Origin of the sequence: Streptomyces sp. RG80 (genome assembly GCF_040446465.1) — a bacterium.
GTDB lineage: Bacteria > Actinomycetota > Actinomycetes > Streptomycetales > Streptomycetaceae > Streptomyces.
This window is the reverse complement of the sequence record NZ_JBEAAJ010000007.1, coordinates 84232-107741: the sequence shown is the minus strand read 5'-3', so window position 1 is coordinate 107741 and position 23510 is coordinate 84232. Positions and strand designations below refer to the sequence as shown.

The 23510-nt window shown below is 73.4% G+C and carries 16 protein-coding genes; 14 read left to right on the top strand and 2 right to left on the bottom strand.

Features of this window, described 5'->3' with window-relative positions:
- From ABKA17_RS24280 to ABKA17_RS24255, 6 genes are all read left to right on the top strand, one after another.
- Positions 1-894: a carbohydrate ABC transporter permease gene (locus ABKA17_RS24280; protein ID WP_353694323.1), complete on the top strand. Its 894-nt coding sequence runs from the start codon at positions 1-3 to the stop codon at positions 892-894.
- A 4-nt stretch (positions 895-898) separates the two neighbouring features.
- Positions 899-2164 (top strand): 6-phospho-beta-glucosidase, encoded by a 1266-nt coding sequence (locus ABKA17_RS24275; protein ID WP_353694322.1) that lies wholly within the window; start codon positions 899-901, stop codon positions 2162-2164.
- Positions 2155-3126: an N-acetylglucosamine kinase gene (locus tag ABKA17_RS24270; RefSeq protein WP_353694321.1), complete on the top strand. Its 972-nt coding sequence runs from the start codon at positions 2155-2157 to the stop codon at positions 3124-3126. Before ABKA17_RS24275 ends, ABKA17_RS24270 begins: the two co-directional genes overlap by 10 nt.
- 490 nt (positions 3127-3616) lie before the next feature.
- Complete coding sequence (locus ABKA17_RS24265) at positions 3617-5041, top strand: GlnX family signal transduction membrane protein (RefSeq protein ID WP_353694788.1); 1425 nt, start codon at positions 3617-3619, stop codon at positions 5039-5041.
- Between the two features lie 14 nt (positions 5042-5055).
- Complete coding sequence (locus ABKA17_RS24260; protein ID WP_502994366.1) at positions 5056-6156, top strand: glutamate ABC transporter substrate-binding protein; 1101 nt, start codon at positions 5056-5058, stop codon at positions 6154-6156.
- Positions 6157-6240: 84 nt separating this feature from the next.
- Positions 6241-7575, top strand: coding sequence for a hypothetical protein (locus ABKA17_RS24255; protein ID WP_353694319.1), 1335 nt, complete (start codon positions 6241-6243; stop codon positions 7573-7575).
- Between the two features lie 19 nt (positions 7576-7594).
- Here ABKA17_RS24255 and ABKA17_RS47975 read toward each other — a convergent pair whose 3' ends face one another.
- Entirely contained in the window at positions 7595-7903 is a 309-nt protein-coding gene (locus ABKA17_RS47975) for a hypothetical protein (protein WP_502994365.1), read from the bottom strand.
- Between ABKA17_RS47975 and ABKA17_RS24250 the strand changes: the two genes are divergently transcribed.
- The 4 genes from ABKA17_RS24250 (at position 7875) to ABKA17_RS24235 (ending at position 14611) form a co-directional block, all read left to right on the top strand.
- Positions 7875-10103, top strand: a complete 2229-nt coding sequence (locus ABKA17_RS24250) for a serine/threonine-protein kinase (protein ID WP_502994364.1) — start codon at positions 7875-7877, stop codon at positions 10101-10103. The two genes, ABKA17_RS47975 and ABKA17_RS24250, sit on opposite strands and share 29 nt — an antisense overlap.
- Entirely contained in the window at positions 10104-11444 is a 1341-nt protein-coding gene (locus ABKA17_RS24245; RefSeq protein ID WP_353694317.1) for a PP2C family protein-serine/threonine phosphatase, read from the top strand. It abuts the gene before it with no gap.
- Positions 11445-11556: 112 nt separating this feature from the next.
- Positions 11557-12903, top strand: coding sequence for a vWA domain-containing protein (locus ABKA17_RS24240; RefSeq protein ID WP_353694316.1), 1347 nt, complete (start codon positions 11557-11559; stop codon positions 12901-12903).
- A 58-nt stretch (positions 12904-12961) separates the two neighbouring features.
- On the top strand, positions 12962-14611 hold the full coding sequence (locus ABKA17_RS24235; protein ID WP_353694315.1) for an FHA domain-containing protein: 1650 nt from the start codon (positions 12962-12964) through the stop codon (positions 14609-14611).
- Between the two features lie 18 nt (positions 14612-14629).
- On the opposite strand, the gene ABKA17_RS24230 is transcribed toward ABKA17_RS24235, so the two are convergent.
- On the bottom strand, positions 14630-15613 hold the full coding sequence (locus ABKA17_RS24230; RefSeq protein ID WP_353694314.1) for a methyltransferase domain-containing protein: 984 nt from the start codon (positions 15611-15613) through the stop codon (positions 14630-14632).
- A 126-nt stretch (positions 15614-15739) separates the two neighbouring features.
- Between ABKA17_RS24230 and ABKA17_RS24225 the strand changes: the two genes are divergently transcribed.
- The 4 genes from ABKA17_RS24225 to ABKA17_RS24210 all read left to right on the top strand — a co-directional run bounded on the left by ABKA17_RS24225 (position 15740) and on the right by ABKA17_RS24210 (position 23485).
- On the top strand, positions 15740-16144 hold the full coding sequence (locus tag ABKA17_RS24225; protein ID WP_353694313.1) for a globin: 405 nt from the start codon (positions 15740-15742) through the stop codon (positions 16142-16144).
- Between the two features lie 146 nt (positions 16145-16290).
- Complete coding sequence (locus ABKA17_RS24220) at positions 16291-19539, top strand: FtsX-like permease family protein (protein ID WP_353694312.1); 3249 nt, start codon at positions 16291-16293, stop codon at positions 19537-19539.
- A gap of 99 nt (positions 19540-19638) precedes the next feature.
- Complete coding sequence (locus ABKA17_RS24215) at positions 19639-22329, top strand: FtsX-like permease family protein (protein ID WP_353694311.1); 2691 nt, start codon at positions 19639-19641, stop codon at positions 22327-22329.
- A gap of 193 nt (positions 22330-22522) precedes the next feature.
- Positions 22523-23485 carry an ABC transporter ATP-binding protein gene (locus tag ABKA17_RS24210; RefSeq protein WP_353694310.1) on the top strand — a complete coding sequence of 321 codons (963 nt, stop codon included), beginning with the start codon at positions 22523-22525 and terminating at the stop codon, positions 23483-23485.
- Positions 23486-23510: the final 25 nt, after the last annotated feature.

Here is a 23510-nt window from a genome sequence, read left to right as displayed (position 1 = left end):
ATGACCCAAGTACTGGACAGGCCGGTGGAGTTGAAGAGCCCCACCTCACCGGCCGAACGCACGGCCCGCCGCAAGGCCTTCCTGGAATGGATAGCGGTCCACTCCCTCGGCGTCGCCGCGGCCCTCTTCTTCACCCTCCCCTTCGTCTTCGTGTTCCTGACCTCGCTCATGAGCGACTCCCAGGCCCTCAGCCGGGACCTGATCCCGCACACCTGGGAGTGGTCCAACTACCAGAAGGTGTTCGACACACCGGGCTTCCTCACCTGGTGGCGCAACACCCTGATCTACGCCGTGCTCGGCACGGTCCTCGTCGTCGTGTCCTCGATCCCGGTGGCCTACGCCCTGGCCAAGTTCCGCTTCCGGGGCCGCAATCTGTCCCTGATGCTGGTCATCTCGATGATGATGCTGCCCCCGCAGGTCGTCGTGATCCCGATGTACCTGTTCTGGGCGAAGCAGTTGGACCTCTCCGGCACGCTCTGGCCGCTGATCATCCCGCTGGCGTTCGGCGACGCGTTCTCGATCTTCCTGCTGCGCCAGTTCCTGATGACGATCCCGAACGAGTACCTGGACGCGGCGAAGGTCGACGGCTGCGGAGACCTCCGCACCCTCCTCAAGGTCGTACTCCCGATGGCCAAACCGGGCATCGCCGCGGTGGCGCTCTTCCAGTTCTTCAACGCCTGGAACGACTACTTCGGCCCCCAGATCTACGCCTCGGAGAACCCCGGCGCCTGGACCCTCTCCTACGGCCTGGAGTCCTTCAAGGGCGCCCACCACACCGACTGGAACCTGACCATGGCCGCGACCGTACTGGTCATGGCCCCCGTGATCCTCGTGTTCTTCTTCGCGCAGAAGGCGTTCGTGGAGGGTGTCACGCTCACCGGAGTAAAGGGGTAACGCGATGAAACTCACCGTGGTCGGCGGAGGCTCGACCTACACCCCCGAACTCATCGACGGCTTCGCCCGTCTGCGGGACACCCTCCCCCTCACCGAACTGGTCCTGACGGACCCCGCGACGGACCGTCTGGAGCTCATAGGCGCCCTGGCCCGCCGCATCTTCGCCCGGCAGGGCCACCAGGCCCGGATCGTCACCACCACCGACCTCGACGCGGCCGTGGACGGCGCCGACGCGGTCCTCCTGCAACTCCGGGTGGGCGGCCAGGCGGCCCGCCGGCAGGACGAGACCTGGCCCTTGGAATGCGGCTGCGTGGGCCAGGAGACCACCGGCGCGGGCGGCCTGGCGAAGGCGCTGCGCACGGTCCCCGTGGTCCTGGACATCGCGGAACGGGTCCGCCGCACCAACCCCCACGCCTGGATCATCGACTTCACCAACCCGGTGGGGATCGTCACCCGTGCCCTGCTCCAGGCCGGCCACAAGGCGATCGGGCTCTGCAACGTGGCGATCGGCTTCCAGCGCAAGTTCGCCGCCCTCCTGGAGGTGAGCCCGTCCGAGGTCCACCTGGACCACGTGGGCCTGAACCACCTCACCTGGGAGACGGGCGTACGCCTGGGCGGCCCCGAGGGCAAGGACGTCCTGCCCGAACTCCTGGCCCGGCACGGCGAGACGATCGCGGGCGACCTCCACCTCCCCCACGCCCTCCTGACCCGCCTGGGCACGGTCCCGTCGTACTACCTGCGGTACTTCTACGCCCACGACGAGGTGGTGCGGGAACTGCGCACCAAGCCCTCCCGGGCTGCCGAAGTGGCGGCGATGGAACAGCAGTTGCTGACGCTCTACGCCGACCCGTCCCTGGACGAGAAGCCGGAGCTCCTGTCCCAGCGCGGCGGCGCGTACTACTCCGAGGCAGCGGTCGACCTGGCCGCGTCCCTCCTCACCGGCGCCGGAAGCCCGTACCAGGTGGTCAACACCCGCAACAACGGCACACTCCCCTTCCTCCCCGACGACGCGGTGATCGAGGTGCAGGCGGCGGTGGACCGGACCGGCGCGACCCCCCTCCCGATCCCCTCCGTGGACCCCCTCTACGCGGGTCTGACGGCGGCGGTGACGACGTACGAGGACCTGGCCCTGGAGGCAGCCCTCCACGGCGGCCGCGACCGGGTCTTCCGGGCCCTGCTGTCCCACCCCCTGATCGCCCAGTACGAGTACGCGGAAGAACTCACCACCCGACTCCTCGCACACAACCGGGAGCACCTCGCGTGGGCGTGACCGCACATGTCCTGGCCATAGACGCGGGCAACAGCAAGACCGACGTGGCGCTGGTGGCCCCCGACGGAAGCGTCCTGGCCACCGCGCGCGGCGGCGGCTTCCGCCCACCGGCGGTAGGCGTGGAGGCGGCGGTGGACACACTCGCCGAAGCAGTCACGGAAGCCTTCGCCGCGGCCGGGGTCACCTCCGCGACCCACGTCTCGGCCTGCCTCGCGAACGCCGACTTCCCGGTCGAGGAGGAGGAACTGGCAAAGGCACTGCACGCGCGCGCGTGGGGCAGAACCGTGACGGTCCGCAACGACACCTTCGCCATCCTCCGCGCCGGCGTCACCGAGCCCCGGGGCGTGGCGGTCGTCTGCGGCGCCGGCATCAACTGCGTGGGCATGCGCCCCGACGGCCGCACCGCCCGCTTTCCCGCCCTGGGCCGCATCTCCGGCGACTGGGGCGGCGGTTGGGGCCTGGCCGAGGAGGCCCTCTGGCACGCGGCGAGAGCGGAGGACGGCCGTGGCGAGCAGACCGCCCTCGCGCGGACCCTCCCCGCCCACTTCGACCTGCCGACGATGTACGCCCTGATAGAGGCGCTCCACCTGGAACACATCGAGCAGCCCCGCCGCCACGAACTGACCCCTGTCCTGTTCACCACGGCGGCGGCCGGCGACCCGGTGGCCCGCTCCCTGATCGACCGCCTGGCGGAGGAGGTGACGACCATGGCGACGGTGGCCCTGACCCGCCTGGACCTACTGGAGGAGGAGACCCCGGTCCTCCTGGGCGGCGGCATCCTCGCCGCGAGACACCCCCAACTGGACGACGGCATACGGGACCGCCTGACCTCCCGCGCCCCCAAGGCCGTACCGCAGGTGGTGGAGGCGAGCCCGGTCCTGGGCGCGGCACTCCTGGGCCTGGACCACCTGAAGGCCCCGATGGAGGCACAAGCCCGCGTCCGAGCGCACTACGAGCCGTAGAACGCGGCCGGTGACGGATCGCATCACGCACCCGCACCGGCGCAACGGCGGGAAGGGGACGTACCGGGGGGTGTCCGCCCGCAGCGTCGGGCGTCCAACCGACAGCACAGCCCAGACGAGACCGCACCGCCCGACCGAGGACGGACACCCCCCGGTGCGGCACCGACTCCCCACGAACCGCAGGGCGCAACGCGAGCCCCCACCGAACCGCGAGGGGCCGCCGCAGGCATAAGACGCGAACCCCCACCACCCGAACCTGGAACCGAACAGATTCCCCCCGCGTGTGATTGGGCAGGGGGTGGTGCGGGGCGCCGAGTTGTGCCGCAAACTGCGCGCCGCGCTGCGATCCGATCAAGATCCAGTGAAGGCCGGTGCGTTTGTCAGTCCCGGCAGCGATACTTGCGGCGACGGATGACCATGGGGGAGGTCAACAGTGACACACCCGCCGAAAAGCAGCGCGGCGCCACCACCGGGCCCAGGCATGCCCACGATGCCGGCCGTACCACCGCAATCAGGGCCCCCGGCCGCCATCACGACAGCCAACGGCACCCCACCCCCCACGCCCGCGGCACCCCCGGAGGAACCCCGCCGGACCGCGTTCGCCGAGGGCGTCGACCGGCTGCGCGCCGCGGCCACCACCGAACCCGGCCGTCTCCGCATCATCGGCGCCCTCCTCGCCGCGCTCGTCGTGGCGTTCGGCGCGGTCACCGCGTGGCAGATGACGGACCGCGCGGCCGCCGCCGACGACGTCCTGCACAAGAGCCAGCCGCTCAGCAGCGCCGCCGCCGACATCTACCGCAGCCTCGCCGACGCCAACACCGCCGCCTCCAGCGGCTTCCTGGCAGGCGGCCAGGAGACGGCCGACTCCCGCGACCGCTACGAGAAGGACATCGACCGGGCCGCGGCCGGCCTCGTCAAGGCCGCCGCGAACTCCGACCCCGGCTCCCCCGCGGCCGCGACCGTCGCCAAGCTCAACCGGCTGCTGCCGGAGTACAAGGGCTATGTGGAGCGCGCGCGGAGCAACAACCGCCAGGGCTTCCCCGTCGGCGGCGCCTGGCTGCGCTTCGCCAACAACACCATGCAGGACCAGATGCTCCCGGCGGCGGAGGACCTGTACACCAAGGAGAACCAGCGCCTGCGGGACGACTACTCCGACGCGACCCCGTATCCCTGGGCCGCCATCGGCCTCGGCGTCGTCGCGCTGGCCGCGCTCGCCTGGGCCCAGCACCGCAACTACCGGCGTACGAACCGGGTCATGAACCACGGCCTGGTCGCCGCGACGGCCACCGCGACGGTCGTCCTCCTCTGGCTCGTCGTCGGCCACAGCATCGCGCGCGCGGGCCTGAACGACTCCTACGACCACGGCGTCCGCTCGCTGAACGTGCTGCACGACGCCCGCATCGCCTCCCTGAAGGCGCGGGGCAACGAGAACCTGACGCTGGTGGCCCGCGGCGCCGAGACAGTGACGGTCAAGGACGCCCAGGGCGTGGAGAAGTCCGTGGACGTGTACGACAACCGCTTCCAGCAGGACATGAAGGACCTCGACAAGGGCCTCGCCGCGGCCGCGAAGCTCGCCGACGACGACACCGGCGAGAAGCCGGTCACCGCCGCCCAGGGCAACATGGAGGAGTGGCAGAACCGGCACGCCACCGCCCGCAAGGACGACGACGACGGCGAGTACGAGCTGGCGCTGAACAAGGTCATCGGTGCCGAGGGTGCGACGGGCGAGTGCTTCGACAGTGTCGACGACAACCTCGCCGCGGCGCTCAAGCACGAGGAGGCCGAGTTCGAGCAGGCGGCAAGCGACGGCCTGGGCGCGATGACGGGGCTCCCGGTGGGCGCGGCGGTGCTCGCGGTCCTGGGCGCGGCCGGCGCGGTGCTGGGCATCGGCCGCCGGCTGTCGGAGTACAGGTGAGAGGGGGCATGACGATGAACGCACGACGTATGCGAACCGGTCCGCTCGCGCGACGCGTCCGGGCGGGCGTCCGGGGCTGGGGCGGCGTGGCCGGTATGGCCGTCGTCTGCGCCCTGGCGGTCGCCTTCACCCTGCTCCTCCCCCTGACACAGTCGTCCGACGGCGGCGCGGGCATCGGCGGCCAGGGTGTGGCCCACGGCAGCCAGACGCGTGCCGAGGAGGGCCCCTGTGCCAAGGATCCGGCGATAGCGAAGGCCCCGGAGAAGTACACGCTGTCCCCGTCGTCCGCGGACGGCCCGACGATCGCCGCCATCAAGGCTCGTGAGGGCAAGAAGCGCAAGCTGGTCGTCGGCGTCGACCAGAACAGCTACCGCTGGGGCTACCGCGACCCGAACAACGACAAGGGCGGCAACACCCTGGAGGGCTTCGACATCGACCTGGTGCACCGGATCGCCCAGGAGATCCTCGGCGACCCGAACGCGGTCCAGTTCAAGGCGATCCCCACCAACCAGCGCATCCCGGCGATCGAGAGGGGCGTGGTCGACATGGTGGTCCGCACGATGACCATCAACTGCGACCGGCTGCCCCAGGTGGCGTTCTCCGCCCCGTACTTCAAGACGGGCCAGCAGCTCCTCGCCCCCAAGTCCTCCCCGATCAAGGGGTACGACGACGAGGCGTCGCTCGCCAAGGCGAAGATCTGCACGGCGAAGGGCTCGACGGCGTTCGGCAAGCTCGACGGGGACCAGCGGGCGGGGAAGCTCCCGGCGACCACGGACCTCTCGGTGCAGGTCCCCAACCAGCTGGACTGCCTGGTCCAGCTCCAGCTCGGTGAGGTCGACGCGGTGGTCACCGACGGCGCGCTCGCCGCGAGCCAGGCCGCGCAGGACCCGACGGTGACCCTCAAGGGCGAGCCGTTCACCACCGAGTACTACGGCGTGGCGATGAACCTGAAGGCGGACGACCTGGTACGCCGGGTCAACCAGATCCTGGCGGACTACCGCAAGGACACCGCCAACGGCTGGCAGGCCTCGTACGACAGGTGGCTGTCGGCGACACTGGTCACGGCCTCGAAGGAGTCGGAGCCACCGGCCCCCGAGTACCTCCGCAAGAGCTGACGGACGACCGCGAAGACGACACAGCACGAGAACCGCACACCACGAAGACCACACCCCCAACAACCCAGCAGCGAGAGGTGATCGATGGGCGTCACGGGACCCCCCGGGCCGGTGATGGACCGGGACGAGGTGGACCGTGCGCTGGCGCGGCTCGGCGCCGAGCACGAGGCGATCGAGACCTCGCTTCTCGCGCTCCAGGACCACGCGGGCCGCAGGCTGCTCGAAGGCGCCGCGCTGACGGGTGTCACCAAGGAACGCTGGGCGTCCGCGGAGGCGTCGATCACGCTGCTGTGGGCGTACTTCGACGCGTACACGGACGCGTTGCGCGGCGCCCGTGACATCAGGTCCCGTCGCCGCTGGTCCAGTCAGGGCGACCTGGCGGAGCTGACGGAGCTGCTGCGCGGCGCGTCGGTCACGGTGGCCGGCAGCGCCACGGCGACGGCCAACGCCCCGACACTGCACGGGAATTCGGGCAAGCTCAGCGAGCAGTTCAGCCTCGCCACGCTGGTCGACCGGATGAACGAGCTGTACGCGACGAGCCTCGACATGGTCGTCGCCGCCGACGCGGTGTGGTCGGCGCTGCCCGCGCGGATAGATTTACTGGCCGCGGAGCTCCAGCGCACCCGCAAGCTCGCGCACTCGGTGGGCGTCCGCCCGGGCGAGCACCCGGCGGGCGACGACCTGGAGCGCATCACCCGCGTACTGACGAACCTGCGCGAGCAGGTCGTGTCGGACCCTCTGGCGTACTGGCTGCCCGCACAGGGCAGTTCGGCCCCGGGCGGCGGCCGTCCCGACACCACGGTGTACGACCGTGAGGCTCGCGCGCTGGAGGACGTGCGCCGGGAGATCGACGCGGTGCTGACGGTCCGGCAGGACGCCGAGCAGCGGCTGGTCCGGCTGCGTGACGTGCTCTCCCGCGCGGACCGCACGCTCGCCGAGGCCCGCACCGCGCGCGGCGAGGTGCTGGCGAAGATCGCCGCCACGGAGGTGCCGGTCGTCAGCGGGCCGCCGACCGTGCTCCAGGAGCAGTTGGCGGCGGCCGGCGAGTACCGCAGACACGCCCAGTGGCACCGCCTGTCACCGCTCCTGGAGTCCCTGGAGCAGAAGGCGGAGGACGAACTGCTGCGTGCCCGCGAGTCGTTGACCGCGGTCACCCAGCCACTGGCGGTCCGCGCGGAGCTGCGCGGCCGCCTCGACGCGTACAAGGCGAAGGTGGCCCGGCACGGCCTCGCCGAGGATCCGTTCCTCATCGAGCGGTACGACGCGGCGCGCCGCATGCTGTGGAGCGCGCCCTGCGATCTGCGCGTCGCCGAACAGGCCGTCCTGCGCTACCAGCGGGCGGCCGCCGAGCTGCTCGGCACCCCGCGGGTGCCGGGACAGAGCGGGCCCGAGGACCGTAGGGGGGAGGCCCAGTCATGAGTGAGGAACAGCAGACCTGTCAGCGGCCCGGCTGCGGCGGCACGTACGAGGACGTGGGCGGCGGCGAGCTGTACTGCGACACCTGCGGTCTCGCGCCGGTGGTGTCGTCGAAGGGCATGGTGAGTTCCCCGCCGACCGGAATCACCGGCGGCGGCAAGGGCTCCCGCGGTTCCGGCAGCGCGAGTTCACGCTCCAGCGGCCGCGCCAGTTCGCGTACGTCCTCGCAGTCGTCGAAGTCCCGGCGCTCGGTGTCGGGACGGCTCTCGCGCTCCTTGTCGGGCCGCTCGACGGGGCGTTCGGTGTCGGTGCGCAGCTCCGGTTCCAGCACCAACACCAGCGCCCGCGGCCGGCTCGGCGTGGGCCTGGTCCAGGTCCCGGACGTGCCGCGGCCCGACCCGCGCGCGATGGTCCTGGAGAACCCGGAGGTCCCCGAGCGCAAGCGGTTCTGCTCCCGCTCGGACTGCGGGGCACAGGTGGGCCGCTCGCGCGGCGACCGTCCGGGCCGTACGGAGGGCTTCTGCACCAAGTGCGGGAACCCGTACTCCTTCGTCCCGAAGCTCAACGGCGGCGATGTCGTGCACGGCCAGTACGAGGTCGTGGGCTGTCTCGCGCACGGCGGTCTCGGCTGGGTCTACCTCGCGGTGGACCGCGCGGTGTCGGACCGCTGGGTGGTGCTCAAGGGTCTGCTCGACACCGGCGACCAGGACGCGATGGCCGCCGCGATCTCCGAGCGGCGCTTCCTCGCGGAGATCGAGCACTCCAACATCGTGCGGATCTACAACTTCGTCGAGCACCTCGACCAGCGCACCGGCTCGCTCGACGGCTACATCGTCATGGAGTACGTCGGCGGCAAGTCCCTCAAGGAGATCGCCAACGACCGCCGCACCCCCACCGGCAAGCGCGACCCGCTGCCGGTGGAGCAGGCCTGCGCGTACGGCATCGAGGCCCTGGAGGCCCTCGGTCATCTGCACAGCCGCAACCTGCTGTACTGCGACTTCAAGGTCGACAACGCCATCCAGACCGAGGACCAGCTCAAGCTCATCGACATGGGCGCGGTGCGCAGGATGGACGACGACGAGTCGGCCATCTACGGCACGGTGGGCTACCAGGCGCCGGAGGTCGCGGAGGTCGGTCCCTCGGTGGCGTCCGACCTGTACACGGTCGCCCGCACGCTCGCCGTGATGACCTTCGACTTCCAGGGCTACACGAACGTCTTCGTGGACTCCCTGCCCGACCCGGACAACATCGAGGTCTTCCGGCAGTACGAGTCCTTCTACCGGCTGCTGGTCCGCGCGACCGACCCGGACCCGGCCCGCCGGTTCGCCTCCGCGCAGGAGATGGCCGAGCAGCTGACCGGGGTGCTGCGGGAGGTGGTGTCCCTCCAGACGGGGCGTGCCCGGCCCGCGCTGTCGACGCTGTTCGGTCCCGAACTGCGGGTGACGGACACGGAGTTGTTCCCGAAGCTGGACGGGGAGGTGTCGCGGCTGGGCGCACGGGTGCCCACCACGCGGATCCGTTCCTCCGCCGCGCTTCCCCAGCTGTCCGCGGGCGGCGCGGTCATCCCCACGCTCGGCAGTACCGAGTCGCTGGTGAAGACCGTGGGGACGCCTGTGGCGGCGCTGGCCCTGCCGGTGCCCCGGGTCGATCCCTCCGATCCCAACGCCGGGTTCCTCGCGGGCCTCATGGCCACCGCCGCCGCCGAGCTGCTCGGGGCCCTCGCGGCGGCGCCCGCGCCCTCCGTGGAGACGCGGCTGCGGCAGATCCGGGCGTGGCTGGAGAACGGCGACGCCGCGACGGCCATGGAGGCGCTGCGGCAGCTGGAGGAGGAGCGGCCCGACGACTGGCGGGTGGTCTGGTACCGCGGGATCGCCTCCCTGGTCACCGGGGACCACGAGGCCGCCGCGCTCGCCTTCGACGCCATCTACGACGCCTTTCCCGGCGAGCCCGCGCCGAAGCTGGCCCTCGGCCTGTGCGCCGAGGTGCTCGGACAGCTCGACAACGCCGCCGAGTACTACCGCCTCGTATGGTCGACCGACCCCAGCTACGTCAGTGCCGCCTTCGGTCTGGCCCGCGTCCAGCTCGCGAGCGGGGACCGCGGCAGTGCCGTACGGACGCTGGAGTCGGTGCCGGAGTCGTCGATCCACTACACGGCCGCCCGGGTGGCCGCCGTACGGGCGCGGCTGCGTCAACGCACGGCGGCCGCCGGTGACGTACCGTTCCTCGACGACCTGACCGCGGCCGCGGGGCAGGTCGAGGCGCTGGAGACGTACGGGCTGGATCCGGCGCGCCGGGAGCAGTTGTCGGCCGAGGTCCTCGGCTCCGCCCTGGACTGGGTACTCTCCGGTGGCCAGGGCGGCGCCGCCCCGCCCGCCCGCCGGGTGCTGCTCGGCAGCGAACTGGACGAGCGGGGGCTCCGCTTCGGCCTGGAGCGTTCGTACCGCACGCTGGCCCGGCTGGCCCGAGGCGGCGAGGAGAGGATCGACCTGGTGGAACGTGCCAATCGTTACCGCCCCCGGACGTGGGTGTAGTTGATGTCCCAGATGCCCCAGCCGACCGCCCTGTCGAAGTGCCCCAGCTGCGAGGAACCCCTCGAGTCGGGTGACCGCTTCTGTGGCGCGTGCGGATACGACCTGTCCGCCGTGCCCGCCCCGCCGGACGACGATCCGACGCTGGTCGTCAACGGCTCCGGCCCGGCCGAGGGCGTTCCCTGGCCGGTCGCCGAGGCCGCCGGCGCCGGGACCCCGTCGGCCACCCACCTGCCGACGGACCTCCAGGGCACCGACTCCGGCGGCCGCGAGCTGCCCGTGGCGGCCTCCCCCGAGCTCCCGCCCACCGGCTCACCGGTCTCCCCTGTCACCGGGGTGCGCTTCGACCGGCCGCCGGAGCCCGAGGAGTACCCGCTCCAGGCGCCCGACCCGCGCGTCGCCCAGGAGTCGCCGACCCCGGCGGAGGGCGTCAAGGTGTGTGTGGCCTGCCGCGCCGGCCGGGTCGACCACGACGGGTACTGCGAGAACTGCGGACACGCCCAGCCCCGCGAACGCGATCACATGGAGCAGGAGTCGGGCCCGATGGCCGCCGTCAGCGACCGCGGTCTGCGCCACCACCGCAACGAGGACGCGTTCGCCATCGGCAACGCCGTCCTGCCCGACGGCCGGCCGGCCGCCGTGGCGATCGTCTGTGACGGCGTCTCCTCGGCGACCCGCCCCGACGACGCCTCCCTGGCCGCGTCCCGGGCGGCGAGCGCGTCGCTGCTGACCGCCCTGCCGCGCGGCACGCACCCGCAGCAGGCCATGCACGAGGCGATCGTCGCCGCCTCCCGCGCGGTCAACTCGCTGGCCGCCGAACCGGCCACGGCCCGCGAGCACGCCCCCCACCAGAACGCCCCGGCCTGCACGATCGTCGGCACGATCGTGACGTCCGACCTGCTGGTCGTCGGCTGGGTCGGCGACAGCCGCGCCTACTGGGTCCCGGTGGACCGCACCTCGCTGCCGGCCCGGCTGACCGAGGACGACTCGTGGGCCGCGCAGATGGTCGCGGCGGGCCTGATGAACGAGGCGGAGGCGTACGCCGACGAGCGGGCCCACGCGATCACCGGCTGGCTCGGCGCGGACGCCTACGAACTGGAGCCGCACACCGCTTCCTTCAAGCCGGACCGGGCGGGTGTAGTGGTGGTGTGCACCGACGGACTGTGGAACTACGCGGAGGCGGCCCAGGAGATGGCCGAGGCCGTACCGCTCGACGCCGCGGCGCGGCCCCTGCACAGCGCGCAGGCGCTCGTCGGTCACGCGCTGGACGGCGGGGGCCACGACAACGTAACAGTGGCCGTCGTGCCGTTCCCCACCCCTTTGCAGGGGGCAGGATCGGCCTGAGGCCGATTACGGGGAACGCGTCGGCGTCACACGGTCGGGCCGGAGGGGACCGGTCCGCGCACAGTCGTCTCCTCACGACAACCGTGGGGTCTGCGAGGGGGATTCAGCAGGCATGGCCAATTTCTCGAAGTCGAACGTGCCGCAGTTCTCGATGGACGTGTACCAGAACGAGTACCTGCCGGAAGGCGGCCGTGAGGTCAACGCCATCGTCACGGTGACCGCCACCGGTGGCGGCACGGTCGGGAGCGCCGTCGCGGCGCCGCACCTGTTCACGCCGGGGCAGGGCCCGGACGCGGCCGTGGCGATCATGGTCGACTGTTCGGGCTCGATGGACTACCCGCCGACCAAGATGCGCAACGCCCGCGACGCCACCGCCGCAGCCGTCGACACGCTGCGTGACGGTGTGCACTTCGCGGTGATCGGCGGTACGCACGTGGCCAAGGAGGTGTATCCGGGCGGGGGCCGGCTCGCGGTCGCCGACGCGACCACCCGTGACCAGGCCAAGCAGGCGCTGCGCAGGCTCAGCGCGGGCGGCGGCACCGCCATCGGCACCTGGCTGCGGCTCGCCGACCGGCTGCTGTCCTCGGCGGACGTCGCCATCCGGCACGGCATCCTGCTCACCGACGGCCGCAACGAACACGAGTCGGCACAGGACCTGAAGGCCTCCCTGGACGCCTGCGCGGGACGCTTCACCTGTGACGCGCGGGGCGTGGGCACCGACTGGGAAGTGAGTGAAGTCACAGGTATCGCCTCCGCCCTGCTCGGCACGGCCGACATCGTTGCCGACCCGGCCGGGCTCGCCGCCGACTTCACACAGATGATGGAGACGGCCATGGGCAAGGAGGTCGCGGACGTCTCGCTGCGGGTGTGGACACCGGTCGGCACGACCATCAAGTTCGTCAAGCAGGTCGCGCCCACCGTCGTGGAGTTGACCGACCGCCGCACCGAGGCCGGTCCGCGCGCCGGGGACTATCCCACGGGCTCCTGGGGAGACGAGTCCCGTGACTACCACGTGTGCGTCGAGGTCCCGGTCGCGGGCCTGGGCCAGGAGATGCTGGCCGCACGGACCTCCCTCGTCGTCCCCCAACCCGACGGCACCGCGCAGAACTTGGGCGCCCAGGGTCTGGTGCGGGCCGTGTGGACCGACGACATGGTCGCCTCGACGTCGATCAACCCCCAGGTCGCCCACTACACCGGCCAGGCCGAACTGGCACAAGCCATTCAACAAGGGCTCGATCTACGCAAAGCGGGCGATATGGATGGAGCAACGGCCAAACTGGGTCGCGCCGTTCAGCTCGCGAGCGCTTCGGGGAACGCCGATACTGCGAAACTGCTTGCGAAGGTGGTGGACGTGGTCGATGCCGCGACAGGTACTGTGCGGTTGAAGGCGAAGGTCGAGGAGGCTGACGAGATGACTCTCGAGACGCGGTCCACAAAGACTGTTCGTGTAAAGAAGTGACCTGGCTCTGCCCGAGTACGACCAAGTAGGACGCAGAAGGAGAGGGGGACGCGCCGACATGCCGACCTGCCCGAACGGACACCAGTCGGGTTCCGACGACTGGTGCGAGGTCTGCGGTCACCGCATGGCTGGTGCCGTACCTCCGCCCCCTCCCCCGCCGCCGCCCGGTGGCGGCTACGGCTTCCCGCCGCCCCCTCCGGGTGCCGGCCAGGGCGGCCGCTCGCATCTGTCCGCCGTGCCGGATCCCGAGCCGGAGCTCTGCCCGCAGTGCCGTACGCCCCGTGAGGGCGGTGCGCCGTTCTGCGAGGAGTGCCGGTGGAACTTCCTGACGAACACGGCCACCTCGTACACCCCGGCCGCCCCGCGCCCGCAGGCGCCCGGTCCGGGCGTCCGCTTCCAGGGACCGCCGCCCGGCGCGTCCTACGGCGGCGGTGACTCCTACGAGTACCAGGGCTCCCGCCCGTCCCAGATGAACCGTCCCGCCGAGCCGATCCCGCCCTTCGGCGGCGACCCCTCGGGCCCACCCCCGCCCGGCCCGAACGGCCCCGGCGGCTACGGCGGCCCCGGCGGCCCGGGGAACACCAGCGCCCCCGGCGGCCCGGGCGGCTTCGGCGGCCCTGGCGGACCCGGCGGCACCAGCGCCCCCGGCGGCTACGGCAACCCGGGCGGCCCCGGCGGCACCAGCGCGCCCGGCAGCCCCAACAACCCTGGCGGACCTGGTGGGTTCGGCGGGCCCGGCGGCTACGACGGCCCCGGTCGACAGGGCGGTTCCGGTGGTCCTGGCGGTCCCGGTAGGCCCGGCGGCTACGACGGACCCGGCGGCCCGGGCGGCTTCGACGGCCCTGGTGGACCCAATGGGCCCGGCAACCCCGGCGGCCCCGGCGCCTTCGGCGGACCCGGTGGTCCTGGTGGTCCCGGCGGCTACGACGGACCCGGCGGTCCGGGCGCACCCGGTCGCCCGGGCGGACCCGGCGGTTACGACGGCCCCGGTGGCCCCGGTGGACCCGGCGCCCCCTCCGCCTTCGGCGGCGACCCCTCCCGACCCGTGCCCCCGCCTCCCGGCCCGACCCCGCCCGCCGGCCCCGGCGCGACCGGCGGCGCCCCCTCGGCCTTCCAGCCGTCCGGTCCCGGCGGTCCCGGTGGCTTCGGCGGCGGTGACGACGACTGGGTGCTCTCTCCGCCGTCCTCCACCGCACCCGGCAGCCCCGGCGGCGGACCCGGCGGCGGACCCGGCGGCGGCTACGGCTACCCGCAGCCCGGCGCCACCCAGGCCCCGCCCGGACCCGGCTACCAGCAGCAGCCCGCGACCTGGACGGCGACCATCGGTCCGGACCGCGAGTACTTCATGGCGATGATGCAGCGCTCCGGCCCCGAGGCCGCGGGGCTCAACCTCCCCGCGTACTCGCCGGAGCAGCAGCGCACGCTCACCGGCAACCAGATCACCATCGGCCGGCGCCGGCACTCCACCGGCGACACCCCCGACATCGACCTGGCGGTGCCGCCGGAGGACCCGGGCGTCTCGCACCAGCACGCCGTGCTGGTCCAGCAGCCCGACGGCACCTGGGCGGTCGTCGACCAGAACTCGACGAACGGCACCACGGTCAACGGCGCCGAGGAACCGATCCAGCCCTTCGTGCCGGTACCGCTCCAGGACGGCGACCGGGTCCACGTCGGCGCCTGGACGACGATCACGGTCCGCCGCGGCTGACGCGGTCCCCGAGCGGCCTCACCGGAGGGGCCACGCGTACGGCCCCTCCGGATCGTCCAGCCACGCCCACTCGCGCCCCCGGCTCACCGTGATCCCGTACCGCTCACGCAGCGGCCATCCCTCGCGCTCCCACAACTGGTAGGCCTCCTGCGGATCGAGGCTGCCGCGGGACAGCACCAGCAGGAAGCGGAACAGCTCGTTCTCCCGGGCCCGGCGCGGCACTCCGCCGAGCCGGGCGGGCTCCACGTCGAGGCGCCCCTCGCCCCGCAACGGCACGAAGTAGGCGGGCGTGTGCAGGAAGCGGCCCTCGGCGTACCCGGCGTCCCGGACGGTCAGCGCGATCAGGCCGGTGGCGAGCGGGGCCAGGATCCGGGCGCCTGGGGTGCACTGGGCGAGCCAGGCCTGGGGGATCGAGGTCAGGGTGCAGGTCGCGATGATCCGGTCGAAGGGGGCACGTTCGGGCACCCCGCGCGCCCCGTCGCCGGTGACGACGGCCGGGCGGCGTCCGGCGGCGGCCAGGTGCTGCCGGGCCGCCTCGGTGATCTCCGGTTCCAGGTCGACGGTCGTGACGAGCCCGTCGTCGCCGAGCCGGTGCGCGAGCAGGGCCGCGTTGTACCCCGTGCCCGCGCCGATCTCCAGCACCCGGTCGCCGTCCTGGACCTCCAGCGCGGTCAGCATCATCGCCATCAGCGAGGGCTGGCTGCTGGAGGAGACCAGCTCGCCGTCGCGCAGCCGGGTGGCCAGCGGGGCATCGGCGTACGCGCCCCGCAGCCAGCGCTCCCGCGCCCGCGGATCGGGACTCTCGCCCCATCGGCGCTCGTAGCCGCCCACGATCCCGACGTAGTAGTACGGCACGAACAGATGCCGCGGCACCGCCTCGAAGGCCTCCCGCCACACCGGATCGTCCGCCCAGGCCCCGCTCGCGTCGATCTGCCGCACCAGCGCGGCCCGCGCCTCGGCGGCGAGGTGGTCCAGGTCCCGGTGGAGAACGTGCGCACCCATATGTCCACTGTCCTGCGGGACCGCGCCCGAAGCGAGCATCCCGGCCCACCGATCCGGAATCACCCCCTCCTGGCAAGAGGTCCTAAGCCCCAAGTCCTGGTTCCCCCCGTCTGAGACCATGGACGCGTGAAAGAGATTCGGCGCGGCACCCTTGAGACGCAGACCTTCTACGAGCAGGTCGGCGGGGAGGAGACCTTCCGCCGCCTCGTCCACCGTTTCTACGAGGGCGTGGCCGCGGACCCGCTCCTGAAGCCGATGTACCCCGAAGAGGACCTGGGTCCGGCCGAGGAGCGTCTGGCGCTGTTCCTCATGCAGTACTGGGGCGGCCCGACGACGTACAGCGAGAACCGCGGCCACCCCCGGCTGCGGATGCGGCACGCCCCGTTCCAGGTGGACCGGGCGGCGCACGACGCCTGGCTGAAGCACATGCGGGCGGCCGTGGACGAGCTCGGTCTGTCGGAGGAGCACGAGCACACGCTGTGGAACTACCTGACGTACGCGGCGGCCTCGATGGTGAACTCCGAGGGCTGACCAACTGAGTCCCGGATTCCGGTCGTTGGACGCCGAATTCCGATCACGATCCGGTCAAGCCCGGTCCACAACCGCTTACCAGTGCGCCGCTCCGTCTGACAGCATCGCCGGGAGGTCTGGACAACACGGCGGGGGGCCGGGTCGGAGTGACGGGGTACGGGGGATTCGCACGGTTCGTCCTCCAGCGTGCACGGGCGCACCGTCCGCTGCTCGCCGCCGCGCTGCTGGCGGTCCTGCTGACCACGGCGGTCCTCGCGACCCTGACCGCCTACTCCGGCGCGATCGGTGACGCCGCCCTGCGGCACTCCCTCGACGACTCCCGCAACGCCGCCGACACCGCGCTGGTCGTCAAGGCCGACGTCCCGGCCGGGGAGCGCGAGGCCGCCGACACCGCCGTACGCGAAGGGGCGCGGAAGACCTTCGACGGGCTGCCGGTGACCGTGCGGACGCTGCTGCGGTCGGGCCCGTACGCGCTGCCCCGCTCGCTCCAGCCCGCCGCCGAGCGGTCCGGGGACCCGGATCTGACGCACTTCGCGGCGCTGGACAAGTCGCAGGTGCGGCTCACGGACGGCCGGCTGCCCACCGCCACCGACGAGGTCGCCCTGCCGCAGAGCGCCGCCCGGCTGCTGAAGCTGAGGCCGGGCGCCCGGCTCACCCTCGTCGACCGCCTCGACGGCCCGGACGTACGGATCACGATCGTCGGCCTGTACCGGCCCGTCCGCACCGACGCCCCGTACTGGCAGCTCCTGGACGACCTGCGCGGCCGTGGCGTCAACAAGGTCGACTTCACGACGTACGGCCCCCTGCTCGCCGCCCCCGACGCGCTGACCGGCGGCCGGGTCAGCGCCGGGTCGTCGGCGTGGCTGGCGACGGCCGACTTCGCCACCCTGACCACCGGGCGGATCGACGCGCTGCGCGAGGCCGCCGGCGACGGAAGCGCGGCACTGCGCGGCAAGTCCGCGCTGAGCGGTACGACGGCCGCGAACACCCAACTGCCCGCCGTCCTGGACCGTATCGACCGCTCGCTGCTCGTCTCCCGCTCCACCCTGCTGATCGTCGCGCTCCAGCTGGGCCTCCTCGCGGGCTGTGCGCTGCTGCTGGTGGCCCGGCTGCTGAGTTCCCAACGCACGGGCGAGACCCGGCTGCTCAGGGCCCGCGGCGCCTCCCGGCCCCGGGTCGCGGGCCTGGCCGCCACCGAGGCGCTGCTGCTCGCGCTGCCCGCGGTGGTGTGCGCCCCCCTGCTGGCCGGGCCGCTGACCAGGCTGCTCGCCGGACAGGGCGCCCTGGCCCGGATCGGTCTCCACCTCGACGTACCGGCCGGCGGCCGGACCGGGGTGTGGCTGGTGGCGGCCGGTGTGGCGCTGGGCTGCGCGCTCGCGGTGACCCTGCCCGCGCTGACCTCCTCCTTCGCCACCGGCCGGGCGCGCGCGCTGCCCGGTGCGCTGCGCTCGGGCGCGGACGTCGGGCTGCTGGTGATCGCCGGGGTCGCGTACTGGCAGCTGAGCGGCCAGACCACGGGCGCGGTGACCGACGACAGCTCCGGCGCCCTCGGGGTCGACCCGCTGCTGGTCGCCGCGCCCGCCCTCGCGCTGCTCGCCGGTACGGTCCTCACCCTGCGGCTGCTGCCGCCGCTGGCCCGGCTCGCCGAACGCCGGGCGGCCGCCGGGCGTGGGCTCGCCGCGGCGCTCGCGGGCTGGCAGATCGGCCGCCGCCCCGGCCGCGGCGCGGGCCCGGTGCTGCTGCTCGTCCTCGCCGTCGCGCTGGGCATGCTGGCGATCGCCCAGGGCTCCTCCTGGGACCGCTCGCAGAACGACCAGGCCGACTTCCGGGCGGGCGTGCCGGTGCGGGTGCTGGCCAACGGGCAGGACGAGCTCGGGCGCACCGACGAGTACGCGGCCGTCGACCACGTGCGCGAGGCGGCGCCCGCCGTCCGCACGGAGCTGCCGCTGTCCGGCGACCGTACGGCCACCGTGCTGGCCCTGGACACCCCGCACGCGGCCGAGTCGTTCCTGCTCCGCCCGGACCTGACGTCCGAGCCGGTGCGGTCGCTGCTGTACGGGCTGGGCCCGAGGAGCGGCACGCTGGGCCCTTCGAGGGGCGCCAAGGTGCCCGCGGGCACCTCCCGGCTGGGCCTGACGGCAACTCTGCGTGGCGCGGAGGCGGGCACGACCGCCGATGTGACGGTCACCCTGGAGGACCGCTACGGCACCCCGTACCGGGTCCCGGCGGGCGCACTCACCGGCGACGGCCGGCCGCACACGCTCGAACTCGCGGTCCCGCCCGGCCCGTTGACGCTCACGGATCTGCAGCTGGTGGTGCCCCAGCCGACCGGTCGGGCGGACCGGCACCGGCTCACCCTCGACGCGCTGACGGCGACGGCCGCCGACGGGACCGTGCGCCGCCTGACGTTGGCGGCCGCCTGGAGGACCGACTCGCAGAGCGACGGCGACCCCTCGGCCACCCCCGACGGCCGCCATCTGCCCACCAAGCCGCGCGTGACCAGCGCGGAACCGCTCACGTTCGAGTACGGCACGGGCTTCGTGCCGCCCGAATACACCTGGATCCTCGGCCAGTTGACGGTGCGTCTGCAGGTCAAGCAGCCCGCTGCCGCGGGCGAACTCGCCGCGATCGCGACCGACCAATTCCTCACCTCCGCGGGCGCCCGCATCGGGCAGCGCGTGGATGTGACGTTCGGCGGCCGGACTCTGCCGGTGCTGATCACCTCGTCCGTCAAGGCGCTGCCGACGACGGGGAATGAGAGCGGCGGGGCTCTGCTCGTCGATCTGCGGTCGGTGAACCGGGTGTTGGAGGCGAAGTACGGCGAGAGCGTGACGCCGACCGAGTGGTGGCTGGACACGGACCGGCCCGCGAAGGTCGCGCAGGCCTTGCGGGACCGCCCGGACATGGACCCCGCGCAGGTCGTCGTCCGCGACGAGATCGCCGAGGAGCTGCGGGACGACCCGTTCGGGGCGGGCCCGGAGGCGGCGTTCACCGCGGCGGCCGGGGTGGCGGCGGCGCTGGCCGCGCTCGGGTTCGCGGTGAGCGCGGCGGGGTCGCTGCGGGAGCGGGACCCGGAGTTCGCGGTGCTGCGCGCGCTGGGCGCCCCGCGGCGCAGGCTCGCCCGGACCGTCGCCCTGGAGCAGGGCGTCCTGGTGACGCTGGCCCTGCTGGTGGGGGCGGCGCTCGGGACGGTGCTGGCACGAGCGGTGATCCCGCTGGTCGTCCTGACCTCCGAGGCGGCGCGACCGGTCCCGGGGGTGCTGGTGGAACTGCCGGTGCCGCGGGTCGTACTGCTGCTGGCGGCGGTGGCGGTGACGCCGCTGGTGGTGACGGGGGTGCTGGCGTTGCGGCGGGCGAATCCGGTGGTGGCGTTGCGGGAACAGGGGGGCGAGTGAGGTGGTCCGGTTCAGGACGCGGGGGGCCGCGGTCGCGGTCTCTGCCGGGACGCGTAGGCCCGCGGGCGCTGTCGCTGTCACGGCCCGGGGGCGAGTGACGTGATCCGAGTCCGCGCCCCCTGGATCCGCACCCGGCTGCGCGCCGCCCCCGGTGCGGCCGTCGCCCTCGCCCTGATGGTGGCGCTCACCGCCTGCCTCGCCGCGGCCTTCCCGCGCGCCGTCGACCGGTACGAGGACGCGGGACTGCACCGGGCCGTCGAACAGGCCGGCCCGGACCGGACGACCGTACAGCTGTACGCGCAGCCCGAGTACGGCATCATCTCGGAGCGGGACGTCCGCCCCTCCACTCTCGGCGACCAGTACGCGAAGATCCTCGCCGCGGTACAGCGGCCCCTGGTCGCCGACTCCGGCCAGTCGACGTACGGCGTGCGCACCGCGGGCAGCATGGAGGTGCCGGACCCCTGGATCCCGCAGCCCACCGGTACGCCGGCCCAGGTCACCCTGGTCGCCCAGCAGGGCCTCGCCGACCATGTCGGGGCGGTCACCGGCCGGCTGCCGCGCGCGTCGGCGTCGGTGACCGCGGCGGAGCCCGAGGTGGAGGCGGCGGTCAGCGCGGCGACGGCCAAGAGCCTGCACATCAAGGTCGGTTCACGGATCCACGTACCCGGTGAGGGCCGCGACCCGCTGGTCGTCCGTGTCACCGGCATCGTCACCCCGCGCGACCCGGCCGGCGCCTACTGGTCGACCCATCCCGTCCTGCACCGCCCCTCCCTGGTCCCCGTCCCCGGAGCGAACGCGGAGAAGTACTGGCTCGGTGCCCTGCTGCTCGCCCCCGAGGCCGGCCCCGCCCTGCTGGGCACGCCCGGAACCCCTTGGCGCTACTGGCAGTTGGCGCCCGTGACGAAAGCCCTGCACGCCTATGACGCCGACCGTCTGAAGTCCGCGGTGGCGTCTATGGAGGCCGGTCCGACCCTCCAGAAGATCCGCGAGGTGACCGGCCCGCTCACGGACGCGGACACCGACCTCGACGAGATCCTGGCCGCCTACGACCGGCTGCGCGTGGGCGTCACCCCGCTGGTCGCCGTCGCCGCGGTCGGCGCGGGCACGGTGGCCGCCGTCGTCCTGCTGATGGCGGGCGGTCTTGCGGCCGACCGCCGGCGCACCGAACTCGCCCTGCTGCGCGCCCGCGGCGCGTCCCTACGCGGTCTGGCGGGCCGGCTGTTCGCCGAGACGGCGACGGTGGCGGTCCCGGCCGGCGCCCTGGGCCTGACGGCCGCGCTCCTGCTGATCCCCGAGGGCCGCACGCCGTACGCGCTCGCGGCGGCCGTCGTGGTCACGGTCGCCGCCTGCGCCGCGCTGCCGCTGCGCGCGGCGGTCGCCCACCGGGTCGTACGGATCCACACCGGCCGCGAGGACGTGGCGACGGCACGACCGTCCCGGCGCCGCACGGTCGCGGAGCTGACCCTCCTCGTGCTGGCCCTGGCCGCGGTGGAGACCCTGCGCCGACGCGGCTCCGAGGGCGACGAACTGTCGTATGTGGCCCCGGTGTTGACGGGTGTGATCGCGGCCCTGGTCCTGGTCCGCCTCTATCCGCTCCCGCTGCGCCGCCTGGTCCGCCCGGCCGGCCGCCTGCGCGGGGTGGTCGCCCATCTGTCGCTGGCCCGCGCGGGCCGTACGTCCGCCTCCGCGGTCCTCCCCCTCCTCGCCCTGCTCACCGCCCTGACGACGGCGGCCTTCGGCGGCTCGGTTCTGTCCGGCGTGAGCGAGGCCCGCGACCACGCGGCACTCCTCGCCATCGGCGCGGACGCCCGCGTCGACGCGAACGAGCCCCTCCCCGCCGCCCTGCCCGACCGGGTCCGCCGCACACCGGGCGTCCAGGACATGACGCCGGTGAGCATCGCCTACGACGCCCAGCTGGCCAACGGCCGCCAGTCGGCGCCGCTGGTGGGCGTGGACCCCGCCGGTTACACGGCGCTGGCCGCCCGGACGGGCCTGGGGGCCTTCGACAAGGGCGAGTTGACGAAGACGGGCGGGACGCTGTCCGCGGTGGCCTCCCCCTCGATCGCCTCGAACTACGGCAAGCGCCCCCTCCTCGTGCGCCTCCAGGACGGCAGCACCTTCACGGTCCGCATCACGGCGGTCCGCGACCGCACCCCGGCCGTGTCCGGTACGGAGTTCCTGGTCGTGGACCGGGAGTCCCTCCCCCGGGCCGCGGCCCGCCCCACCGCCCTGCTCCTGACCGGCGCCGAGGTGAACGCGACGGCCCTGCGCAAGGCGACGGACGGCGCGGGCCACGTCCAGCTGAGGTCGGAGGAACGCGCCCGTTACGTCGGCTCCCCCCTCCAGTCGGGCGCCGAGGACATCTACACGGCCGCGGTGGCGGCGGGCGCCGGGTACGCCGTCCTGGCCCTCCTGCTGTCCCTCCTGCGCGCGGCCCCGGAACGCAGCGCGCTGCTGGCCCGGCTCCGCACGATGGGCCTCACCCGCGCCCAGGGCCGGCGCCTGCTGATCCTGGAGTCACTGCCCCAGGCGGCGCTGGCGGCGGTGGGCGGCGCGTTGACGGGGTGGGCGACCGTGGCCCTGCTGTCCCCGGGCATCGACCTGACGACCATCGCCCTGGCCTCGGCCCAATCACCGGCGGGCCGGGCCGAGTTGAGCACGTCCCCGCTGTCCCTGGCGGTCCCGGCGGTCGCGGTGGTGCTGGTGACGGTCGGGGTGGCCGGGGTGCAGGCGTGGTGGTCGGGCCGGCGCGGGTCGGTGGGGGAGCTGAGGGCGGGGGACGCGAGATGAACGAGGACGTTCGGCGCAGCCCACGGGGGCGTCCGCACCGGTGGGCTACGGCAGTCGCGCCGACCGAGGCGGCTCCCGACCCGAAGCAGGGCGGCGGCCCGCCGACGCGGCCGAGCGCCACCGCCCCCCCCCCCACCCCAGTACCGATCCCCGCCCCGACTCTTGCCCCGGCCGGCGACCCGAGGAGTCCCGTATGACCACGAACCCCACCCTCGCCGACCTGACCAGCAAGGCCACCGCGGCCCGCAACACGCCTACCTACGGCCACGACGCCCTCATCACCTGCGACCGGCTGGTCCGTATCTTCACCACGGACGGCATCGAGGTCCAAGCCCTCCAGGGTCTGGATCTCCTGGTCCGCGAGGGCGAGCTGATGGCCCTGGTCGGCGCGTCCGGCAGTGGCAAGTCCACGCTGATGAACATCCTCGCCGGCCTGGACACCCCCACCGCCGGCGCGGCCCGCGTCGCCGACCACGACCTGCTCACGATGACCCCGAAGGACCGGCTCGCCTACCGCCGCAAGACCGTCGGCTTCGTCTGGCAGCAGACGGCCCGCAACCTCCTCCCCTACCTGACCGCGGCCCAGAACATCACCCTGCCCATGCAGCTCGCCGCCCGGGCCGGCCGCAAGGCCCGCAAGGCACAGAGCGACCGCGCCCTGGAGCTGCTGGACCTGCTGGATGTGGCGGACTGCCGGGACCGGTACCCGCGCGAGATGTCCGGCGGTCAGCAGCAGCGCGTCGCGATAGCCGTGGCCCTCGCCAACGCCCCCGCCGTCCTGCTCGCCGACGAGCCCACGGGCGAGCTCGACTCCCACACGGCGGAACAGATCTTCGCCGCGTTCCGCACCGCCAACGAACGCCTCGGCACGACCATCGTCATCGTGACCCACGACCAGGCCGTGGCGGGCGAGGTCCGCCGCACGGTGGCCATCCGGGACGGCCGTACCTCCACGGAGGTCCTGCGCCGCAGCGAGGTGGACGCGACCACCGGTCACGAGACGGTCGTGGCCCGTGAGTACGCCATGCTCGACCGGGCCGGCCGCCTCCAGCTCCCCGCCGAGTACACGGAGACCCTGGGCATGCGTGACCGCGTGGCCCTGGAACTGGAGCCGGACCACATCGGCGTATGGCCGGACGACAGCGAGCACCGCTGAGCCGATCGCGCCGGTTTTCTGGGGG

Bases quoted from the DNA above. Each gene is read 5' to 3' on its own strand.
- ABKA17_RS24260 (WP_502994366.1), top strand. From the start codon at position 5,056: ATGAACGCACGACGTATGCGAACCGGTCCGCTCGCGCGACGCGTCCGG.
- ABKA17_RS24265 (WP_353694788.1), top strand. From the start codon at position 3,617: ATGCCGGCCGTACCACCGCAATCAGGGCCCCCGGCCGCCATCACGACA.
- ABKA17_RS24280 (WP_353694323.1), top strand. From the start codon at position 1: ATGACCCAAGTACTGGACAGGCCGGTGGAGTTGAAGAGCCCCACCTCA.
- ABKA17_RS24275 (WP_353694322.1), top strand. From the start codon at position 899: ATGAAACTCACCGTGGTCGGCGGAGGCTCGACCTACACCCCCGAACTC.
- ABKA17_RS24210 (WP_353694310.1), top strand. From the start codon at position 22,523: ATGACCACGAACCCCACCCTCGCCGACCTGACCAGCAAGGCCACCGCG.
- ABKA17_RS24255 (WP_353694319.1), top strand. From the start codon at position 6,241: ATGGGCGTCACGGGACCCCCCGGGCCGGTGATGGACCGGGACGAGGTG.
- ABKA17_RS24235 (WP_353694315.1), top strand. From the start codon at position 12,962: ATGCCGACCTGCCCGAACGGACACCAGTCGGGTTCCGACGACTGGTGC.
- ABKA17_RS24230 (WP_353694314.1), bottom strand. From the start codon at position 15,613: ATGGGTGCGCACGTTCTCCACCGGGACCTGGACCACCTCGCCGCCGAG.
- ABKA17_RS24240 (WP_353694316.1), top strand. From the start codon at position 11,557: ATGGCCAATTTCTCGAAGTCGAACGTGCCGCAGTTCTCGATGGACGTG.